Source organism: Prescottella sp. R16 (assembly GCF_030656875.1).
In the GTDB taxonomy this organism is placed as follows: Bacteria; Actinomycetota; Actinomycetes; order Mycobacteriales; family Mycobacteriaceae; genus Prescottella.
Genome location: NZ_CP130943.1, coordinates 1,496,561 through 1,515,881, shown reverse-complemented (window position 1 = coordinate 1,515,881; position 19,321 = coordinate 1,496,561). Strand labels below are relative to the sequence as shown.

The 19,321-nt window shown below is 71.6% G+C and carries 20 protein-coding genes and 1 pseudogene; 13 read left to right on the top strand and 8 right to left on the bottom strand.

The features are described from left to right. Positions 1-72 precede the first annotated feature (72 nt). Both Q5696_RS07175 and Q5696_RS07170 read left to right on the top strand, forming a co-directional pair. Complete coding sequence (locus Q5696_RS07175) at positions 73-1,740, top strand: L-lactate permease (protein ID WP_305094507.1); 1,668 nt, start codon at positions 73-75, stop codon at positions 1,738-1,740. A gap of 35 nt (positions 1,741-1,775) precedes the next feature. Further along, the gene (locus Q5696_RS07170; protein ID WP_305094506.1) at positions 1,776-2,510 is read left to right on the top strand and encodes a FadR/GntR family transcriptional regulator; all 735 of its coding nucleotides are present in this window, start codon (positions 1,776-1,778) and stop codon (positions 2,508-2,510) included. Positions 2,511-2,517: 7 nt separating this feature from the next. On the opposite strand, the gene Q5696_RS07165 is transcribed toward Q5696_RS07170, so the two are convergent. Both Q5696_RS07165 and Q5696_RS07160 read right to left on the bottom strand, forming a co-directional pair. Then, complete coding sequence (locus tag Q5696_RS07165; protein WP_305094505.1) at positions 2,518-3,027, bottom strand: O-acetyl-ADP-ribose deacetylase; 510 nt, start codon at positions 3,025-3,027, stop codon at positions 2,518-2,520. After that, positions 3,024-3,986, bottom strand: coding sequence for an ADP-ribosylglycohydrolase family protein (locus tag Q5696_RS07160; RefSeq protein WP_305094504.1), 963 nt, complete (start codon positions 3,984-3,986; stop codon positions 3,024-3,026). Before Q5696_RS07160 ends, Q5696_RS07165 begins: the two co-directional genes overlap by 4 nt. 65 nt (positions 3,987-4,051) lie before the next feature. Here Q5696_RS07160 and Q5696_RS07155 point away from each other — a divergent pair, with 65 nt between their 5' ends. The 6 genes from Q5696_RS07155 to Q5696_RS07130 all read left to right on the top strand — a co-directional run bounded on the left by Q5696_RS07155 (position 4,052) and on the right by Q5696_RS07130 (position 8,809). Continuing rightward, positions 4,052-4,762, top strand: a complete 711-nt coding sequence (locus Q5696_RS07155) for an NUDIX hydrolase (RefSeq protein ID WP_305094503.1) — start codon at positions 4,052-4,054, stop codon at positions 4,760-4,762. Between the two features lie 84 nt (positions 4,763-4,846). Next, entirely contained in the window at positions 4,847-6,124 is a 1,278-nt protein-coding gene (locus Q5696_RS07150; protein ID WP_305094502.1) for a T3SS (YopN, CesT) and YbjN peptide-binding chaperone 1, read from the top strand. Between the two features lie 13 nt (positions 6,125-6,137). Further along, complete coding sequence (locus tag Q5696_RS07145) at positions 6,138-6,488, top strand: DUF7144 family membrane protein (protein WP_305094501.1); 351 nt, start codon at positions 6,138-6,140, stop codon at positions 6,486-6,488. Then, positions 6,472-7,395, top strand: a complete 924-nt coding sequence (locus Q5696_RS07140) for a hypothetical protein (RefSeq protein ID WP_305094500.1) — start codon at positions 6,472-6,474, stop codon at positions 7,393-7,395. Before Q5696_RS07145 ends, Q5696_RS07140 begins: the two co-directional genes overlap by 17 nt. Before the next feature lie 23 nt (positions 7,396-7,418). Continuing rightward, a complete protein-coding gene (locus tag Q5696_RS07135) occupies positions 7,419-7,697 on the top strand; it encodes a GNAT family N-acetyltransferase (protein ID WP_305094499.1) in 279 nt (92 codons plus the stop codon). A gap of 113 nt (positions 7,698-7,810) precedes the next feature. Continuing rightward, entirely contained in the window at positions 7,811-8,809 is a 999-nt protein-coding gene (locus Q5696_RS07130) for an MBL fold metallo-hydrolase (RefSeq protein ID WP_305094498.1), read from the top strand. Here Q5696_RS07130 and Q5696_RS07125 read toward each other — a convergent pair. Together Q5696_RS07125 and Q5696_RS07120 are read right to left on the bottom strand one after the other, a co-directional pair. After that, positions 8,806-9,018, bottom strand: coding sequence for a type II toxin-antitoxin system antitoxin (locus Q5696_RS07125; protein ID WP_305094497.1), 213 nt, complete (start codon positions 9,016-9,018; stop codon positions 8,806-8,808). The two genes, Q5696_RS07130 and Q5696_RS07125, sit on opposite strands and share 4 nt — an antisense overlap. Before the next feature lie 11 nt (positions 9,019-9,029). After that, positions 9,030-9,953, bottom strand: coding sequence for an SPFH domain-containing protein (locus Q5696_RS07120; protein ID WP_305094496.1), 924 nt, complete (start codon positions 9,951-9,953; stop codon positions 9,030-9,032). Between the two features lie 129 nt (positions 9,954-10,082). Here Q5696_RS07120 and Q5696_RS07115 point away from each other — a divergent pair, with 129 nt between their 5' ends. Together Q5696_RS07115 and Q5696_RS07110 are read left to right on the top strand one after the other, a co-directional pair. Next, entirely contained in the window at positions 10,083-10,868 is a 786-nt protein-coding gene (locus tag Q5696_RS07115; RefSeq protein WP_305094495.1) for an enoyl-CoA hydratase/isomerase family protein, read from the top strand. Between the two features lie 67 nt (positions 10,869-10,935). Then, positions 10,936-11,310: an SdpI family protein gene (locus Q5696_RS07110; protein WP_305094494.1), complete on the top strand. Its 375-nt coding sequence runs from the start codon at positions 10,936-10,938 to the stop codon at positions 11,308-11,310. On the opposite strand, the gene Q5696_RS07105 is transcribed toward Q5696_RS07110, so the two are convergent. Then, complete coding sequence (locus Q5696_RS07105; RefSeq protein ID WP_305094493.1) at positions 11,307-12,164, bottom strand: spermidine synthase; 858 nt, start codon at positions 12,162-12,164, stop codon at positions 11,307-11,309. The two genes, Q5696_RS07110 and Q5696_RS07105, sit on opposite strands and share 4 nt — an antisense overlap. 140 nt (positions 12,165-12,304) lie before the next feature. Here Q5696_RS07105 and Q5696_RS07100 point away from each other — a divergent pair, with 140 nt between their 5' ends. Together Q5696_RS07100 and Q5696_RS21440 are read left to right on the top strand one after the other, a co-directional pair. Continuing rightward, a complete protein-coding gene (locus Q5696_RS07100; protein ID WP_305094492.1) occupies positions 12,305-12,799 on the top strand; it encodes a hypothetical protein in 495 nt (164 codons plus the stop codon). 1,448 nt (positions 12,800-14,247) lie between these two features. Next, a pseudogene (locus tag Q5696_RS21440) lies at positions 14,248-16,737 on the top strand (HAD-IC family P-type ATPase); the annotation flags it as partial. 110 nt (positions 16,738-16,847) lie between these two features. Here the strand turns inward: Q5696_RS21440 and Q5696_RS21435 are convergent. Continuing rightward, positions 16,848-16,916, bottom strand: a complete 69-nt coding sequence (locus Q5696_RS21435; protein WP_370654908.1) for an Rv1535 domain-containing protein — start codon at positions 16,914-16,916, stop codon at positions 16,848-16,850. A gap of 168 nt (positions 16,917-17,084) precedes the next feature. Here Q5696_RS21435 and Q5696_RS07090 point away from each other — a divergent pair, with 168 nt between their 5' ends. Next, complete coding sequence (locus Q5696_RS07090) at positions 17,085-17,393, top strand: hypothetical protein (RefSeq protein WP_305094490.1); 309 nt, start codon at positions 17,085-17,087, stop codon at positions 17,391-17,393. Positions 17,394-17,400: 7 nt separating this feature from the next. On the opposite strand, the gene Q5696_RS07085 is transcribed toward Q5696_RS07090, so the two are convergent. Together Q5696_RS07085 and Q5696_RS07080 are read right to left on the bottom strand one after the other, a co-directional pair. Beyond that, positions 17,401-18,045: a response regulator gene (locus tag Q5696_RS07085; RefSeq protein WP_305094489.1), complete on the bottom strand. Its 645-nt coding sequence runs from the start codon at positions 18,043-18,045 to the stop codon at positions 17,401-17,403. Next, on the bottom strand, positions 18,033-19,283 hold the full coding sequence (locus tag Q5696_RS07080) for a sensor histidine kinase (protein WP_305094488.1): 1,251 nt from the start codon (positions 19,281-19,283) through the stop codon (positions 18,033-18,035). Before Q5696_RS07080 ends, Q5696_RS07085 begins: the two co-directional genes overlap by 13 nt. Positions 19,284-19,321: the final 38 nt, after the last annotated feature.

The following is a 19,321-nucleotide window of genomic DNA, read 5'->3' as shown; positions in this document are numbered from 1 at the left end:
CGTCCTGTGGTCTGACCACAGCGCGGACCGTTGCACACCCGCCCCGCCCCGGCGCGAAACCAGGAGTTACATGTGGAAACCGAGACCCTCGCGGTGACCTTCACCCCCGCGACCGACGCCATCGGCGGCAACCTCACCGTCACCGCGCTGGTCGCTCTGGCCCCGCTCGTCACGTTCTTCGTGCTGCTGGCCGGCGTCAAACTCAAGGCCTGGTACGCCGGCATCGGCGCCCTCGCCGTCGCGGTCCTCGTCGCGATCGTCGGCTTCTCCATGCCGGCGTCGCTGACCGGCCTGTCCGCGTTGCAGGGCATCGCGTTCGGACTGTTCCCGGTGATGTGGATCGTCGTCACCGCCATCTGGTTCTACGAATTGACCGTCGTCAGTGGACGATTCGAGGACCTGCGGCGCGTGTTCAGTTCCGTCGGCCGCGGCGACATGCGCATCCAGGCGATGCTCATCGCCTTCTGTTTCGGCGGCATGCTCGAGGCCCTCGCCGGTTTCGGTGCGCCCGTCGCGATCACCGGCGCGATGCTCATCGCGATCGGGATGCCGCCCATCCGGGCCGCAGTCACCGTGCTCGTCGCCAACACCGCCCCGGTCGCATTCGGCGCCATGGCCATTCCGATCACCACCGCCGGCAACCTCACCGACATTCCGGCCACCGAGATCGCCGCCGTGATCGGCCGGCAGACCCCGGTGCTGGCCCTGTTCGTGCCGCTACTGCTGCTGTTCCTCGTCGACGGCCGCCGCGGCTTCACACAGGTGTGGCCCATCGCGCTGGTCACCGGTGCCGTGTTCGCCATCGCCCAGTTCTGGTGCTCGGCCCACTTCTCCTACGAGCTCACCGACGTCGTCGCATCCCTCGCCGGCCTGGCCGCCGCCGTGATCATGCTGCGCTTCTGGGCGCCCACCACCCCCGACGACCAGCGCTCCCACATCGAACCCGAACCGCTGTCCCGCTCCCGGGTGTTCCTGGCCCTGTTCCCGTACCTGCTGGTGGTCGTCGTGTTCGGCATCGCGAAGCTGTGGACGCTCGGCGTCGACATCCCCGAGTGGCTCACCGGCACCGACCGCACGATCGAATGGCCCGGCCTGTACGGCAACCTGCTCACCGGCAGCGGCGACCCGGCGTCGAGTGCGATCTACACGTTCTCGTGGCTGTCGAACCCCGGTACCCTGCTGCTGATCTGCGGCGTCATCGTCACGATCGTGTACGGCGCCTGGACCTCCGGTGGCCGGTTCCCCCTCACCGCGCGCGACGCCGTGACCACGTTCGGTGTCACCGTCGTCAAGATGCGGCTGGCGATCGCGACGGTCGCCACCGTCCTCGGCCTGAGTTACGTCATGAACCAGTCCGGGCAGACCGTCTCCATCGGCACCTGGCTCGCCGGAACCGGCGCGATCTTCGCGTTCTTCTCCCCCATCCTCGGCTGGCTCGGCACCGCCGTCACCGGCTCCGACACCTCCGCGAACGCCCTGTTCGCGAAGCTGCAGCAGACCGCCGCGCAGGGCGCCGGCATCGACCCGACCCTGCTCGTGGCCGCCAACACCTCCGGTGGCGTCGTCGGCAAACTCGTCAGCCCGCAGAACCTGACGATCGCCGCCACCGCCGTCGGACAGCCCGGCAGTGAACCGATCCTGCTGCGCAAGGTCATCGGCTACAGCCTGGGCATGCTGCTGATCCTGTGCACCCTCGTCTACCTGCAGTCGACCCCGGTCCTCGACTGGATGCTGCCGTGACGTCGAACCGGACGAACCCCCTAGGCTGACATCTCATGCCCCCCGCCGAGACCTCACCTTCCGACCTACCGACCGCGTCGCACCCACGCGCCTGGGAGCACGTGCTGGGCAACGTCGAGAACATGATGGTCTCGGGGGATCTGCTCCCCGGCCAGCGCCTCCCCAGCGAACGCACCCTCGCCGCCGACCTCGGCGTCGGACGGTCGTCCGTCCGGGAGGCGCTGCGGGTCATGGAAGCCCTCGGGCTCCTCAAGACCCAGACCGGATCCGGACCCAACGCGGGCGCCATGATCGTCTCCCGCCCCACCGGCGGCATGACGATGCTCATGCGCATGCAGGTCGCCGCACAGAGCTTCCCCGTCACCGATGTCGTCCAGACCCGCCTCGTCCTCGAATCCGAGGTGATGCGGACGCTCGCCGCACAGCCGACCGTCGACCTGTCCACCGCCGTCGAACTACTCGACTCGATGGACGAGACGTCGCTGACCTCCGACGAGTTCCTGGTGCTCGACGCCCAGTTCCACGTCGCGATGGCCGACGCCGCCGGCAATCAGGTGATCGCGGCGATGATGGCCGGACTGCGCGCCTCGATCGAGTCGTACGTCGTGGGCGGTGTCGACCGGATCGCCTGGCCCACGACGTGCACGCGGCTGCGGCACGAGCACCGCGGCCTGGTCGAGGCGGTCACCAGCGGCGACGCGGACCTTGCGCAGCAACGGATCGTCGACCACATCCGCGGGTACTACGAAGGTGTGCGCAGCAAGGGGTGAGCGCCGCTCATCCCACTGCACGGCGCATCAACTGCGCGACGTGCGGGCCGAACGCGACCAGGGTGACCACGTCGACCGCGGTCCGCGACGCCTCGATCGCCGAAACCGCCTGCTTCACCGCGTCTTCCGTGGGCCACCCGAAGGCGCCGGCCGAGATCAGCGGGAACGCCACGGTCCGCGCGCCGAGTCCGTCCGCGACCGCGAGACTGCGGGTGTAACAGGAACGCAGCACGGCGGACCGGTCCTCGTCGGGGGAGAACCGTGGGCCGACGGTGTGGATCACCCACGACGCCGGCAGGTTGCCCGCGGTGGTGGCGACCGCGGCCCCCTCGGCGAGCCCGTCGGGCAGCGTCGTCGCACGCAGTGTGCGGCATTCGGCGAGGATCGCCGGTCCGCCGCGCCGGTGGACGGCGCCGTCCACTCCGCCGCCGCCGAGCAGAGTCGAGTTGGCGGCGTTGACGATCGCATCGACCCGCAACGTGGTGATGTCGCCTTCGGCGACGTGGACGACGGTCATTCCTGTTCTCCGTTCTGTGCAGTGGTCACGGCGGTGTGCGACACGATCTCGAGACCGATCCGGACGAGGTCGTCGCCGCGGTGGCCCGGCCAGCCGTGGAGCATCCCCCGCCAGCGTTCCGGCACCGCGGACGCCCCCCAACGGGCCCCGAGCAGTCCCCCGGCGATGGCCGCGGTGGTGTCGGTGTCGCGTCCGGCGCGGACAGCGCGTTCGAGTGCCGCGGGCAGGTGCCCGGGTCCCTCCGGGGTACCGGTGATCGCCCACCACGCGGTGAGCAGGGCGTCGACGACCCAGCCGTTGTTCGGGAAGTCGGACGGCGCACCGGTTTCGGCGAGGTCGAGCAGCGGTGTCCAGTACGCGAACGTGTCGGGGGCCGCCTCGGCCAGATAGGCGCGGACCCCGTCGAACGTGCCGTGCAGGACGGCGTGCCGGATCGCGAAGGTCCACATCTCGCACGCCTCGACGGCCCGCTCGTCGTGGTGGGTGAGCAGGCCGATCGCCCGCGCGGCCTGCACACAGCCGGCGGCGTCGTGGAGGTAGGCCAGCGCGACGGGCGCGGTCCGCATGAGCGATCCGTTGCCGCCGGTGCGTCCCGGGATCGCGGCGGCGACCCGCTGCATCTCGGTGGCCGACGCGGGCCGCGCGGACAGTACTGCCGACGTCTGGTTGCCGATGTCGGCCGGATCGGAGTCGTACCAGCGGACGAACTGTGCGGCGACGGCGTCGAGTCCGGGGCCGCCGGAGATGTCGGCGCCCGTCGCGGCGACCTCGGCGATCGCGACGGCCATCGCGGTGTCGTCGGTCCACTCGCCGGGCGCGAACCCGCCGAGGCCTCCGCCGATCATGTCGATGACGGTGTCGGCCGTGGGCATCGTGAATTCGTAGCCGGCGCCGAGTGCGTCGCCGGCCGCGGTGGCGAGCAGTACGCCGGCGGCGCGGTCGAGTCGTTCGTCGTTCATCGCATTCCCCCTATTGGATCAGTTTCGCGCCAAATATTAGATCACCATTGCGCTAATCTGCAACGGTGACCCGACAACCAGCCTCCCCGCAATGGCGCGACGACCACGGCAAGGCCCTCACCGACTACCCGCGCCCGTCGGTGGCCGTCGACGTCGCGGTACTCACCGTCGCCGCGGGCCGCCTGCACGTGCTCACCGTCCCCCGACCCGACGGCACCCCCGCCCTCCCCGGCTCCTTCCTGCGCCCCGGCGAACGCCTCGCCGACGCCGCCACCCGCGCCCTGGCCACCGAGGCCGGACTCGACGGCACCGCGTTCCACCAGCTCGCGATGTTCGACGCCCCCGACCGCGACGACCGCGGCTGGGTGCTGTCGATGGCGCACGGCGCAGCCCTCCCCCTCCACGCCCTGCCCACCGACGACCCGGCTGCCACCCGGCTGATCCCGATCGACGGCCGCACCGTGACCGAACGTCTCGCGTTCGACCACGCCGCGATGGTCGCGAACGCGGTCGACGACCTGCGCGACCGCTACCGGAGCCGGGTCGACCCGTCCCGCCTGTTGCCCGACGAGTTCACGGTGTTCGCACTGCGTCGGCTGTACGAGACCGTCTTCGGCCGCCCGCTGCCCAAGGACTCGTTCCGCCGCCTGGTCATCGACGCACTCGACGCCACGGGCCGCATGTCGAGCGGCGGGTCCGGCCGGCCCGCCGAACTGTTCCGTCGCAGACCCGGCACCGACATGCCGGCAGGAGCGGCCGGGCTGCTCACGGACTGAGCGGTGGTGCACCGGCCCGGCGTCACGGCACTTGTCGGACCGCCGGGTTACGTTGATCGCGACGTCGGGACGAGGAGGGGAATGATGTTCGAGACCACAGAGTTCGATGCGTCCGTCGATCGTGCGTGGGGCACCTTCCGGGACCGGCTGGCCGACCATCTGGGGCAGATGAGCACGGACGACACACTGACCCTGGAGTGGGCCGAGGAGTCCACGGTGGACGGGTTCGCCCCGTGGATCCAGTTCCTGCTGTGGGACGGCGACCAGGTGCGGGCCGAGGTGTCCTCCAATCCGTATCTGGCACACCAGTACACACTCGACGATGCCGCCGAGTCCCGGTTGTGCGATCTCGGATGGGATCGGCCGACGCGCCGGCCCGACGGAGATCCCGACGGCGGCTCCCCCGCGTTCTTCGTCGACCTCGGGCAGCGGGACGCCGGCCGGACCGCGGCCATGACCGTTGCCACGCTCCGGGAGATCTGGAGTGTGCCGCATCCGGTGTTCCTGCGCCCCGAGATCACCGGCACCCTCGAGGGGGCCGTGCTGGTCGATCCGGCGCCGGAATCCGGGCCGGAGCCGGCGCTGGACGAGCGTGCCGCGTTCGAGTCCGTCGATGCACACGAACTACGGAACCTGGTGGCACGCACCGTCGCACAGGTGATCGGCCACCCCCCGGACCGTGACCAGGACGGTGACGTGGCGCTGCGACTCGGCGAGCAGCGCGTGTTCGTCATCGTCCACCCCGACAAGCCGCTGGTGCGGCTGTGGATGCCGCTGCTGCTGGGGATCGTCGGCCGCACCCGGGCCGCCGAGAACGCGTGCGATCTCACGAAACAGTGGCCGGGGCTGCGGTTCACGCTCGACGAGGACCGGCTCAGCGCGTCGATCGACCTCTTCGGCAGCCCGTTCGTGCCCCGGCATCTCGTCGACGCCCTCGATCAGTTGCGGTCCCTCGCCCCCACGGTCGACGCCGACTTCGCCGACCGGTTCGGCGGCATCCGGTACGTCGACGGACCGGCCACCGATCTCGGCGATCCCGGCGGCCGTCTCGTCGCCGACGACGATCTGCCGAGGCCGCTGCTGACCCTGCTGCACCTCGACGCGGACGGCACGGATGCGCTCGATCCGGTCGAGGTCGCTGCGGTGTGCGAGTTCGACCGCGACGCGGTCCTCGACTACCTGCAGATCGCGCAGGAACAGGAACTCGTCTGGCACCGGTTCGCCGACGACGCCGACGACGACGGCGACGACGTGGAGGCCGCGGCCTGCGCACACGAGGCCCTGGCGTGGGCGCGGGCCCGCGAGTCGCTGCGCGGCGCGCTACGGGTCATCGCACTGCCGGAGCATCCGGCCACCGGGTGAGGAAGGACGAGACATGTCCGTCGACAAGGTGATCGAGCAGGCGGTGGCGAAGGGGACGGCGCTCGGCGGCGCGGTCCTGCTGATCGTCGTCGGTGTCCTCGAGGTTCTGCAGGGCGTCACGACCCCGGACTGGCGCGGCACCCATCTCGTACTCGGGGGGCTCGTCGCCGTCGTCGGGGCCGTCCTGTTCACCGGGGCCCGGTGGGCGCGGATCTCGGCGATCGTGCTGTGTGCGATCTCGCTGGTCGTCAACGCGGTGTCCCTGCCGGAGCATCCCCTGTGGGCGATCCCGATCGTGCTGCTCAACGCGGTCGTGATCTGGGCGGTCGCCACCTGGAAACCCGGTCGTGACACCCGCATCTGACGTCTCCGACGTCCGGCCGCACCGGGCCCGGACGATCACGGCCGTCGTATTGCTCGTCCTGACCGTGCTGCTGTCCGGGGTGTCGATCGCCGCCGTGTCGGTGAATCGTCTGCTCACCGACACCGATCACTACGTTGCGGCGGTCGCACCGGTCGCGCAGGATCCGGCGGTCCAGGACGCGCTCACCACCCGGATCAGCGACGACATCCTCTCCCGCACGGAATTCGGTGCTCTCACCGGGCCGACGACGCGCGCCGTGACCGAGGGGGTCGGGGCGTTCGTGCGCTCGGACCGGTTCGCGTCGTTGTGGGCGCAGGCGAACCGGCGGGCGCACGCCGTGGCGGTCGCCGTCGTGACCGGTGATCACGGGGTGGACGCCGTCCGGATCGACGACACCGGCACCGTCGCGATCGAACTGGGACCCATCGTCGACGCCGCCCGCACCGCCCTGACGGAACGTGGGGTACCGCTGATCGACCGGGCCCCCGACGTCGACGCCCGCCTCGTGCTGTTCGAGTCCCCCGAACTCGCGACGGCACGGCGAGCCGCCAACGGGATCGACCTCGCGGCGACGGTGCTGCCGTGGCTGGGATTCGCGGCCGCCGCCGCGGCGATCGTCGTAGCCCCTCCCGGGCGTCGGCTGCGCACCCTCTCCCGGGCCGGGATCGCCGTCGTCGCGGGAGCCGGTCTGCTCGCGCTCACGGTGTGGATCGTCCGGGACCGTTATCTCGCGGGCCTGCTGCCGTCGGACGTCGAACCTGTGATCGCGTCCACGTACGTCGATGCACTGCTCGGGACGCTGCGCACGGCCACGGTCGTCGTTGCCGGGGCCGGGGTCGTCGTCGCGGTCGGTGCTCGCACGGCCGAACGGGTCACGGCCCGCCGGAGCGGTAACGTGCGATCGTAAGGACCGACGAAAGGAACCCCATCGTGGCGAACCGGATCGAACACAACACCGCGCAGAACCGCTTCGAGATCTACGTCGACGACGCCCTCGCCGGCTACGCCGACTACGTCGAGACCGGCACGGTCCGCGACTTCGGGCACACCGTCACCGAACCCGAGTTCCGCGGGCAGGGACTGGCCGGGCAGATCGTGAAGGCCGCCCTCGACACCACCCGTGAGCAGGGCTTCACCGTGGTGCCGTCGTGCTCGTACATCGCGAAGTACATCGAGACGCACCCCGAATACGCCGACCTCGTGGCCTGATTTTTCTTGCCCAGTGGGACCACCCCGCCCGCCACCGTGCGGCGCGGGGTAACCATGAATTCGACAATAGAACGAGTTCTCGTCAGTGGTTTGTCCTGGAGAGGTTGCGCACCATGAGTTTTGCTTCCGAGATCGGTGACGGCATCGTGCAGATCACCGTCCCCATGTCCCACAACCCTTTGGGCAGCACGCTCGTGTACGCGATGGAGTCTCCGGGCGGCCTCGTGCTCGTCGACGCCGGCTGGGACGGCGACGAGGGCTGGGAGGGGCTGACCGCGGGCCTCGCATCCGTCGGCCGGTCGATCACCGACGTCGAGGGTGTCGTCGTCACCCACTTCCATCCCGACCACACCGGCCTGTGCGGGCGGGTGCGGGAAGCGTCCGGCGCCTGGATCGCGATGCACGAGGCCGATCACGACATGTTCGAGAAGATGTCGTCGAGCCGCGGTCCGGAGTGGATGGCCTACCAGCTCGAGAACCTCGCCCGCGCCGGCGCCCCGCTCGCCGACCGGGAGGCGTTCGAGCAGGCGTCCGGAACCGACTCCCCCGTCGGCCCGGAATCGGCGCCCGACCGGATCCTCGTCGACGACGAGCTCATCGCACTCACCGGACGCAACCTGCGCGCGGTGTACACGCCCGGCCACACCCCCGGCCACGTGTGCTTCTACCTCGAAGACGCGAACGTCATGTTCACCGGCGACCACGTGCTGCAGAAGACCACCCCGCACGTCGGGAACTTCGCCTACCCGCTCGAGGAGCGGGACGCCCTCGCCGAATTCCTCGACTCGCTGCGGCGCGTGCAGAAGATGGACGTCACCCGAGGGCTCGGCGCCCACGGCATGCCCATCGTCGACGTCGCGGGCCGCGCCGGTGAACTCGTCGACCACCACGAGGAACGCCTCGACCATCTGATCGAGGCGTTCGGCGACGACGAGATCACCGTGTGGGAGGTGGCGTCCCGCATGCAGTGGTACCGCCCGTGGGACAAGTTCCATCCGATGGCGAAGGGGATGGCCCTGTCCGAGGCCGCCGCGCACCTGCGGCACCTGGTCGCACGCGGCCAGGTCGCCGAGGTGCCCGGCAACGAACCGGCCCGCTTCGCCCGCGTCTAGCTGCCGTCGGTCGACTCGTCCTTGCGGGGGCGGCCCGGCCGCCGCATCTCGGCGGCATCCTTCGGGAGCCGGCCCGCCTCCGCGAGGGCCCGACGCAGCACGAACTCGATCTGCGCATTGGTGCTGCGCAATTCCGTTGCGGCCCACCGCGCGAGCGCGTCGTGCACCGCGGGATCGAGGCGCAACAGCACCTTCTTGCGTTCGACCATGTCGGCGCAGCCTACTGGTACAGCGTTCCGGTGTTGACGATCGGCTGCGCACTCTGGTCGCCACACAGGACCACCAGCAGATTCGACACCATCGCCGCCTTGCGTTCCTCGTCGAGTGCGACGGTGTGCTCCTGCTCGAGCCGCTCGAGCGCGGTGGCCACCATGCCGACGGCGCCGTGCACGATCTGCTCGCGGGCCGCGATCACCGCGCCGGCCTGCTGGCGACGCAGCATCGCCTGCGCGATCTCCGGCGCGTACGCGAGCTGGTTGATGCGGGATTCGATCACCTCGACACCTGCCGACCGCACCCGCTCGGCCACCTCCTCGGACAGCTTCGAGGTGATCTCGTCGGCGTTCTGCCGCAACGAGATCGACGCCGCGTCGGCATCGTACGGGTAGCTGCTCGCGATGTGCCGCACCGCCGACTCGGTCTGCACCGCCACGAACTCCTCGAAATCGTCGACGTCGAACGTGGCCCGCGCGGTGTCGCGCACCTGCCACACGACGATCGCGGAGATCTCGATGGGATTGCCGTCGGCGTCGTTGACTTTCGCCTTGCCGGTGTCGTGGTTGCGGATCCGGGTGGAGATCGCCTCCCGCGTGTTGAGCGGGTTGATCCAGCGCAGCCCGTCCTGGCGCAGGGTGCCGGTGTACGAGCCCTGCAGCAACTGCAGCACCCGCGCCTGCCCCGGCTCGACGAGGACCAGCCCGGCCAGTGCGATCAGTGACACGACGGCGACGAGAACTCCGACAACGATCAGTGGAACGTTCACGGAGAGAACGAGAATCGCGAGCGCGACGAGGCCGGCTCCGGCGAGGACACCGATCAGGGAGCCGATCGCGACGGGCCAGCCGTTGACGGACCAGCCGATCCTCTCCTCGACCCCCGTCGCTCCGGCGGATCCACGCTCGGGTGCGGCTGTCGTTGTGGTCATGACGTCCCTCCTCGTCTGTACGGACCCTTCCGGACCGCATGAAACAGATATTAAATTGATATCACTTTTTCGGCAAACTGTGGTCCGCAATGTCCGACGCGGAACCGTCGCGCGCTCTACGGTTCCGGTATGAGCATTCGCATCGAGGACCGCGCCCGCGTCCGCACCCTGACCCTCGACCGCCCCGAGGCCCTCAACGCCTTCGACACTGCGCTCTACGACGCCACCACCGAGGCCGTGCGCGACGCCGCCGCCGACCCCTCGGTGGCGGTCGTGCTGCTCACCGGCGCCGGGCGCGCGTTCAGTGCCGGCACCGACCTGCGCGAGATGCGGGCCCTGACCACCGATCCGAATCCGCCCCGGGCCGCACACGGGTTCACCGGGATGATCGACGCGTTCGCCGACCTCCCCAAACCGCTGATCTGCGCGGTCAACGGCATCGGCCTCGGCGCCGGCGTGACCCTGCTCGGATTTTCCGATCTGACGTTCATGTCGAGCGAAGCCCGGCTCAAGTGCCCGTTCACCGATCTCGGAGTGGCCCCCGAGGCGGGGTCGAGCTTTCTGCTGCCCCGCCTGATCGGGCACCAGAACGCGGCCTGGATGCTGATGAGCTCGGAATGGATCGACGCGCAGCAGGCGAAGGAGATGGGCCTGGCATGGAAGGTGTGCCCACCCGACGAACTCCTCGACACAGCCCGGGAGCACGCCGAACTCCTTGCCGCCAAACCTGTTTCGAGCCTGACCGCAGTGAAGGAGACGATGACCGCACCGCTGCGGGCCGCGATCGCCGACGCCCGCACCCGGGAGAACGCCTGCTTCGCCGATCTGCTCGGCGGACCGGCGAACACCGAGGCACTCACCGCGTTCGCGGAGGGGCGGGCCCCCGACTTCGGCAATCTCCCGGCCGGAGCCTGACCTCTCCCGACGCACCGACGATCGCCCGTATCGCCCGACTCGCGCGCAGGTCCTCTACCGTGGCCACATGGAGTCGATCGGCCTGCGGATTGTCCTGTGCCTGACGTTCACCATCGGCGGGGCGCTCGTCGTGTGGACTGCGCGCTCGGCCGGAAGCGGCCGTCTGCGCCGCAACCACTACGTCGGCATCCGCACCGCCACCACGATGGCCGGCGACGAGGCGTGGACGGTCGCGCACCGGGCCGGGCGTCCGCTGACGGAGACCGGCGGCTGGCTCATGATCCTCGCCGGTCTCGCCGCGCTGATCCCGATGCCGGAGGCCGCCCTGACCGCCGTCACCGTCACCGGTGTGGCGTGCCTGGGCGGGTTCACCGGAGCCGGGGCCTGGGTGGGGATCCGGGCGGCGCGAAACCTTCCGGCAGGCAGCGCCGAGAAGAACTAGCCGCCGAGGTCGTGGAGCACCTTCGCAGACTCGGCGAACCGGTGCACCTGCTCGTCGTGCCACACGTGTGCCTGCGTTCCACCGACGAGGACCCGGCTCGCCAGCGCCGGTGACCGTCCGATCGGCACGTCGCTACCGGCAATGATCACGTTGCCCTCGCGTCGGCCCTTGAGCATCGAGGGATCGGCGATGATCGCGGTGTGCTCGAACACCGCACCGATCGTGGCGGCCTCCGCCCGGGCCCGCCGTAGATCCCGTGCGTCCCCACAGTTGACGGCGTAGATACCGCCCGGGGCGAGGACGCGGCGGGCGTGCCGGGTGAACTCGAGGGTCGTCAACGCCCGGGGCGTCGTGCGCCCGGCGAAGACGTCCCGCACGATCAGATCGCGGCTGTCGGCGGTGAGGGTCTCGGTGACCGCCCGCGCCTCCCCCACCCGCACCCGCAGCAGCGGCGCCCGCGGCAGGTCGAACCACTCGCGCACCAGCACGGCCAGACGCCCGTCCAGTTCGACGACCACCTGCCGCGCCTGCGGGTAGATCGACGCGAAGGCGCGGGCGAGTGTGCAGGCGCCGCCACCGAGATGCAGGACACGCAGCGGTTCCGACGAATCCCACTGGGACCGGGTCAGTTCCGCGATCCACCGCATGTAGTCGAACGCGAGGGTCTGTGGATCGGCCAGATCGATGTGCGAACTGGGTTCTCCGTTGATCCGCACGATCCAACTCTGCGGATCGAACGGATCCTCCTCGAGCTCGCACGTCCCGGTGTCGATGACGTAGGTGCCGGCGACCGGACCCCCGCCCCCTCGGGAATCGTGACGCTCGTTCCTGCGGCCACTGCGCTGCCTACCCACGGCACGAGGCTACACAGATCTTGAAAGACAAGACAATTCACCCAGCTGCCACGAGAACCGGTTCAGATATCGGGCCGCCGGGACTAGACTCGGCCTACGCGTGACGCTCGATCCCACACACCGACCGGACGGGTGGTTCGATGGCACAGACAGCAGGTACCGCGCACGACGGTCACCGTTCCGGTGGCCGAACGTCGTTCTCCGACGGCGCAGTCCGTGCCGTGACGGGTATCGCCGAGGTCACCACGTCGTCGATCGGGGCGCTCGGCGGTGCCGCCGTAGGCAGCCTCGTCGGCGGTGTACGCGGCGCCGTGAGCGGGGTCGCCGAGGGCACCCGCCGGGGTCTCGAGCAGGGCAGTCACTCCACCCCCGCCGCCATCGCGACGATGGCCGCCGCCGGTGCGATCGGCGTCGTCGAATGGCCGGTGGTCCTGACCGTCGGGGGTGCCGCGCTCGTGCTGAGGCAACTCCACGAACGCGGCACGTCCCCGAAATCCACTGCGGCGAAGGTCTCGCCGAAGAAAACCGCGCCGAAGAAGGCCGTGTCGAAGAAGGCCGTGTCGAAGCGGACCGAGAAGAAGAGTCCGGCGAAGAAGACCACCGCATCCCGTCCACAGGGGCGTACCACTCGGTGACGATTCCGGGGGTGACGACGATTCTGGGGCGGGTGCGGGTCCTGCCGCAGCGAGCCGTGCACGCTGCCGTCACGACAGCGACGGTGAGCGTCGCCGCGTCCGCGGGAGTGCTGACCGGGGCGTGGACGGCTGTCACCTCCCCCGCTGCCATCTCCCCCTCCGTCGCCGCCCCGCCCCGCCCGGAAACGCCGGCGCCCCCGGCGACACCACCTGCCTGGTCGGATGCCGCGCTGGCCGCGCGGGTGAGCGAACTCGCGGTGCACACGTCGGGGCTGACGGTTGCGCTGGCCGGACGGGTCGTGCGCGCGCCGCGACTGCCGCTGGAGGTGACCGTACCGGCGACGGTCGTCGACTATCAGCCGCGGCTGCGCGGTCTGCTCGCGTCCGCGGTCGGCGGGCGCCGCGCCGACGTGCTGCTGTCGGTCGCGACCGCGACCGGGAACGCGTTCACGCAGGCCCCGCTGCCTCTCGCCGTCGACGCCCTGCTCCGCACCGCCCTCGTCGGTGAGATCGTCGCCGCCCGGGCGGCGTGGCGGCGCAGTCCCGTCTCCCCGGGCAGTCCCGCCTTCCCGGACGACGGACCCCGCCCGCCGTGCACCGGCCCGGTGGAGCGGCATCTCGAGCGGACCGCGTGGGCGCAGACCGGGGCCGCGGCCGCGGTGGGCGTCGCCACCGGCAGTATCCGCACCGCCGGGACGGCCGCGCTGGTCACCGCCCCGAAGGCGGCGCGCGCGGCACGGGAATCGTTCGCCGCGACCCTCGGGCGGGGTCTCGCCGACCGGTACGGCGTACTCGGCCGGGGCCCCGACGCGGTCCGCCGCCTCGACGCGGTGACCGCACTCGTCGTCGACCCGCGGGCCCTGCTCACCGCCGATCTGCGGGTCAGCCGTATCCGTGGAGTGCCGGACGATCTACGGACCCAGGTGTGGGACGCCGCACGCGAGGCCGTCGAGGCGGGGACGATCGGTGAGGGCTGGTGCCCGCTCGACCTCCTCCCCACCCGTGTCGGGGTCCCGGACGGCACGGACGCAGCAGTGCTGGTCTCCCGGGTCCGGGATCCGCTCGCCGGCGCGGTCCTCGAACAGGCACGGCTCGCCGGGGTGACGGTCCACTCGCTCGACGACGAGGCACTCGGCTCGTTGCGTTCGGCATTCGACGACCTCCGGACGCCCGGCGGCACAGTCGATTCCGACCTGACGGCGATCGTGCGCGATCTCCGCGCCGAGGGCGGGGTCGTGGCCGTCCTCGCAACCGGGTGCCCCGACACCGTGGCGTGCGCCGACCTCGCGATCGGGATCGCCGGTACCGCCGACGACACCGGGTGGGATCTGCTGGTCCCCGACCTCGCCGCGACCTGGCGGGTGCTGCACGCGCTGCCCGCCGCCCGAACCGCGAGCCGACGCGGCATCGAGATCGCCTCGGGGGCATCCCTTCTCGGTTCCCTCCTCATGCTGCCCGGCACCCACGGCCGCGGTCCCGGCCCGGTCAGTGCCGGCGCGGGCGGTGCGCTGTGGACCGGCTACGGCCTCGCCCGCGGGGTCCTGCGCGCCACCGCCCCGGTGCCGAATCCACAGCACGACTGGCACGCGATGTCGCCGGACCGGGTCCGCGCCCTGCTCGGCACCCCGGAACCGGCAGCCGACGCCGACGGGCCGTCGCGGCTCCGGTCGGCGGCCGTCCGGGCCCGTCGCCCGGCCGAGATCGTGTGGGACTTCGGGCGATCGCTGCGCGCCGAACTGTCCGATCCGCTCACCCCGATCCTCGCCACCGGATCCGCGGCCAGCGCCGTGCTCGGCTCCCCCGTCGACGCGGTTCTCGTCGGCTCGGTCCTCGTCGGGAACGCGGCCCTGTCGGCGGCCCAGCGTCTGCACGCCGAACGGCTCCTGAACCGGCTGCTCGCGGTGCAGGACCCGCCGGCCCGCACCGTCCGCGCGTCCGGGGGCCCCGAGAGTCCTGGCCTCGTCTCGGCCGGTGCCCTGCGCCCCGGCGACGTGATCGAGGTACGGCCCGGGGAGGTGGTGCCCGCCGACGGGCGTCTGCTCACCGCCGACGGTGTCGAGGTCGACGAATCGTCGCTCACCGGCGAGTCGCTCCCGGTCGACAAGCAGACCGCTGCCACACCGGGTGTTCCTCTGGCCGAACGTGACTGCATGTTGTACGCGGGCACCACGGTCCTCACCGGCACCGCGACCGCGGTGGTCACAGCCGTCGGCCCGGCCACCGAGACGGGCCGCGCCACGGCCCTGTCGCCCGCCCCGAGCGGCCGCGTCGGCCTACAGGCGCAGCTGCGTGAACTCACCGGCAAGGTGCTGCCGGTCAGTATCGCGGGCGGTGTCCTGGTCACCGTCACGTCGCTGCTGCGCGGCGGCGGTCTGCAATCGGCCGTCACCAGCGGGGTCGCGGTCGCCGTCGCCGCCGTCCCCGAAGGCCTGCCGCTCGTGGCGACTCTCGCGCAGCAGGCGGCGGCCCGGCGGCTGACCCGCTCGTCGGCGCTCGTCCGAGAGCCGCGCTCGGTGGAGGCCCTGGGTCGCGTCGACGTCGCATGCTTCGACAAGACCGGCACCCTCAGCGAGGACCGGTTGCGGGTGACCGCGGTCCGGCCCGCCCGCGGCCGGGACACCGACAGTGTGCTCGCGGCCGCGGCCCGCACCTCCGTCACCGCCGACGGCCGGCCCGCCCCGCACGCCACCGACCGGGCCGTGGTCGAGGCCGCCGACCGGCTCGACCGGCTCCCGGATCTCGTGCTCCCGTTCCGGGCCGGCCGCCCGTACGCGGCCGCGCTCACCGGCACCGAGCTCGTCGTCAAGGGCGCCCCGGAGGTGGTGCTGGCTGCGTGCACGGCCGCCGACCGGACGTCGATCGAGGACGTCCACGACGAGGTGCGGGCCCTGGCCGAGGCCGGCACGCGCGTGATCGCGGTGGCCCGCCGCACCGTCCCGTCCGGACCGCCCGGGGGCGACCCGGACGATCTCGCGGCCCTGTGCTCCGAGGGGCTCGAACCGTTGGGTCTGCTCGGTCTGTCCGACACGCTGCGCCCGGAGGCCGCGGGACTGCTGCCGGCACTCGAGGAGCGGGACATCTCGGTGCGGCTGATCACCGGCGATCATCCGGTCACCGCGGCCGCCATCGCCCGTGATCTCGGGCTCGACGTCGACGCGTCCGCCGTCGTCAGCGGCACCGAGTGGGAGTCGCTGTCGCAGCACGCGCAGGAGAAGGCGGTGAGCGGCCGACAGGTGTTCGCCCGGATGACCCCCGAGCAGAAGGTCCAGATCGTGCAGACGCTCGAACGGGTCGGGCACGTGTGCGCGATGGTCGGGGACGGCGCGAACGATGCGGCCGCGATCCGGGCCGCGAGCATCGGGATCGGGGTCGCGTCCCGCGGCAACCAGCCCGCCCGCAGCGCCGCCGACCTCCTGCTGTTGGACGGGCGGGTGGACGCGATCGTCGACGCGATCGACGAGGGCCGCCAGTTGTGGCAGCGAGTGCAGTCGGCGGTGTCGGTGCTGCTCGGGGGGAACGCCGGCGAGATCGCGTTCGCACTGCTCGGCAGCGCCCTGACCGGCCGGGCACCGTTGGGGGCCCGGCAGCTGCTGCTGGTGAACCTGCTGACGGACGCGCTGCCCGCGGCCGCGGTCGCGGTGAGCCCGCCGCGGCGCGATCGGGCGGGTGCCGGCCGCGGCCCCGATACCGGGGCGCTGTGGCGGACCGTCGTGATCCGGGGCACCGCGACGGCGGCGGGCGCGGGCACGGCGTGGGCGCTCGCGTCGCTCACGGGGCGGCCGCGGCGGGCGTCGACGGTGGGGTTGGTGGCGCTCGTCGGGGCGCAGTTGGGGCAGACGTTGATCGATTCGCGCAGCCCGCTCGTGGTGGGTACCGCGCTGGGCTCGCTGGTGGCGCTGGGGGCCGTCGTGAGCACGCCGGGGGTGAGCCAGTTCCTCGGCTGCACACCGCTGGGCCCGGTGGGGTGGGCGCAGGCGCTCGGGTCGGCGGCGGCGGCGACCACGGGCGCGGCACTCGCCCCGCACGCGATCCGGTGGTGGCAGGGCCGTCAGTCGACGACCAGCACCCCGGCGCGCAGCAGCACCGCGTACGCATGCCGCAACGGCGGCGTCAGCACCGATGTCACGGCACCGGTCACCGGGTCCGGGGCAGCCGACCGGACAGCGGAGGCGAAGGACGACACCACCGACACGGACGAGAAGGCTGATAACGAAACGGTCACGGCACCCACGATGGCGGGTGCAGGTGTACAGCAGGTGAACGACGCGAACAGGCGAGGCGAATCATGACCGACACCCCCACGATCGACACCGCCACCGGTACCGCCGACCGGGCGTCGTCACCGGACTCGCACCGCGAGGCACTCGAACGGATCACCCGGGGCTCCCGGTTCGCGATCCGGCTGCCACTGATCGGCGACGTCGGCGTCCCCCGCCCCGACCAGCTGGCCTACTACGGTGCGCTCGGGCTGCTCGCCGTCCTCGAGGTGATCGACTGGCCCGTCGCGCTCGCGATCGCCGTCGGCCACACCCTCGCCGAGGACCAGCGGCATCGGGCGCTGCGCGAGGTGGGCGAGGTCCTCGAGACCGTCTGACCGCGGGTCAGGACCGCAGGTGCGCGAGGACCGCGAGAACCCGGCGGTGCCCGCTGTCGGACGCCGACAGCCCGAGCTTGGCGAAGATGTTGCCGATGTGCTTGCTCACCGCGGTGTCGCTCACGACGAGCTTGCGGGCGATGTCGGCGTTGCCGAGCCCCTCCGCCATGAGACCGAGCACCTCCGATTCGCGGGGCGTCAGGCTCCGGATCGGGTCGTCGGCGCGACGCCGGCTCATCAACTGGGAGATCACCTCGGGATCCATCACGGTGCCGCCGTCGACCACCCTGCGCAGCGCGTCGACGAACTCCTCGACCTTGCCGACCCGTTCCTTGAGCAGGTAGCCGACCCCACCCGCCCCGCCGGAGAGCAGTTCGCCCGCATACCGGTCCTCGACGTACGCGGACAGCACCAGCACCGGGAAGCCGGGCCTGCGACGGCGGGCCTCGATCGCCGCCTTCAGTCCCTCGTTGATGAACGTGGGCGGCATCCGCACGTCGAGCACCGCGCCGTCCGGCGGGTCGGCCTCGAACGCGTCGAGGAACTTGTCGGCGTCGTCGACGGCGGCGGTCACCTCGATGCCGACGCTGCCGAGCAGCAGCACGAGTCCCTCCCGCAGCAGCGCGTCGTCTTCGGCGATCAGAATCCGCACGGCAGTTCCACCTCGAGTCTCGTCGGCCCGCCGAGCGGGCTGTTCACGGTCACGGTCCCCTCGAACGCTGCCACGCGGCGGCGGATACCCGCCAATCCGCTGCCCGCTCGCTCGACCGCGCCGCCCACGCCGTCGTCGAGCACGTCGATCACCATCGTCGCCCCGCCCTCGTCGTCGCGGGTCGCGATGGTCACCTGCACGCGCTCGGCGCCGCTGTGTTTGGCGACGTTGGTGAGGGCTTCGGCGACGACGAAGTAGGCGGCCGCCTCCACCGCGGCCGGGGCGCGTCGCAGACCGTCGACATCGAGCACGCACGGCACGGCGCTCCGGCCGGCGAGGGCGGAGACGGCGCCGCCGAGACCGAGTTCGTCGAGCACGGGCGGATAGATGTCGTGCACGAGGGTGCGCAGCTCCGACAGCGCGTCCGACGCGGCGTCCTGCGCCCGAAGGAGTTGCGGCAGAGCCTGATCGGGTGCGACCCGCAGCGACCGCTCCGCCAGCCCGAGCATCATCACAACGGCGACGAGCCGGTTCTGGGCACCGTCGTGCAGGTCGCGTTCGATCCGGCGCAACTCGGCAGCGTGCGCGTCCAGGGCCGCGGCCCGGCTCGCGGTGAGCGCTGTGACCCGTTCGGACAGTTCGGTATTCCGCCGCGGCGCCAACAATCCGGATGCGAGCGCGCAGATGCCGCGGGCCATCACGGGGATCAGCCACCACCCGAGCACGGCGTAGCCGACGGCGAACAGCGGCATCGGCGCGGCACCCCACCACGACGTGACCGGGTAGATGCTGCTCACCGGTTCCTCGGCCGGCAGCATCCACCAATAGAACGGAATGGCGAGGGTGTTGAGCGCCGCCAACGGCAGTGCGATCGCCAGCAGACCCGCGGCCGGCGCCACGATCGAGTGCACCGCGACCCACGTGAAGTCGCGGCGCGTCGACGGTGCGGTGAGCAGCCGGCGGAGGTCGTCGAAGCCCGGCCGGTCCGGGATCGGCGGGTAGCGCTCTCCCACCACGGTCCCGGTGAATCGCCCGGCGCGCTCCCGCGCCCGGCCCGCCCACCAGCGCAGCGCCCGCAGATACGACGGCACCGCGAGCCATCCGACGATCAGGATCAGCGTCGCCGCGATCACCAGGCCCGCCGTCAGGAAGCACAGCGAGACGAGCGCGGCGACGGCCTCCACCGCGAGGAAGCGGACGGCGCCCCATCTCACCTTCAGGCGTTCGGTCCACGTCATCGGTCCAGCATGCCGCACCGGCCACCCGATGTCGGTAC

Excerpts from the sequence above, each read along its gene's own strand:
- Q5696_RS07170 (WP_305094506.1), top strand. The coding sequence starts at position 1,776 with ATGCCCCCCGCCGAGACCTCACCTTCCGACCTACCGACCGCGTCGCAC.
- Q5696_RS07165 (WP_305094505.1), bottom strand. The coding sequence starts at position 3,027 with ATGACCGTCGTCCACGTCGCCGAAGGCGACATCACCACGTTGCGGGTC.
- Q5696_RS07160 (WP_305094504.1), bottom strand. The coding sequence starts at position 3,986 with ATGAACGACGAACGACTCGACCGCGCCGCCGGCGTACTGCTCGCCACC.
- Q5696_RS07150 (WP_305094502.1), top strand. The coding sequence starts at position 4,847 with ATGTTCGAGACCACAGAGTTCGATGCGTCCGTCGATCGTGCGTGGGGC.
- Q5696_RS07145 (WP_305094501.1), top strand. The coding sequence starts at position 6,138 with ATGTCCGTCGACAAGGTGATCGAGCAGGCGGTGGCGAAGGGGACGGCG.
- Q5696_RS07130 (WP_305094498.1), top strand. The coding sequence starts at position 7,811 with ATGAGTTTTGCTTCCGAGATCGGTGACGGCATCGTGCAGATCACCGTC.
- Q5696_RS07125 (WP_305094497.1), bottom strand. The coding sequence starts at position 9,018 with ATGGTCGAACGCAAGAAGGTGCTGTTGCGCCTCGATCCCGCGGTGCAC.
- Q5696_RS07120 (WP_305094496.1), bottom strand. The coding sequence starts at position 9,953 with ATGACCACAACGACAGCCGCACCCGAGCGTGGATCCGCCGGAGCGACG.
- Q5696_RS07115 (WP_305094495.1), top strand. The coding sequence starts at position 10,083 with ATGAGCATTCGCATCGAGGACCGCGCCCGCGTCCGCACCCTGACCCTC.
- Q5696_RS07110 (WP_305094494.1), top strand. The coding sequence starts at position 10,936 with ATGGAGTCGATCGGCCTGCGGATTGTCCTGTGCCTGACGTTCACCATC.
- Q5696_RS07100 (WP_305094492.1), top strand. The coding sequence starts at position 12,305 with ATGGCACAGACAGCAGGTACCGCGCACGACGGTCACCGTTCCGGTGGC.
- Q5696_RS07090 (WP_305094490.1), top strand. The coding sequence starts at position 17,085 with ATGACCGACACCCCCACGATCGACACCGCCACCGGTACCGCCGACCGG.
- Q5696_RS07080 (WP_305094488.1), bottom strand. The coding sequence starts at position 19,283 with ATGACGTGGACCGAACGCCTGAAGGTGAGATGGGGCGCCGTCCGCTTC.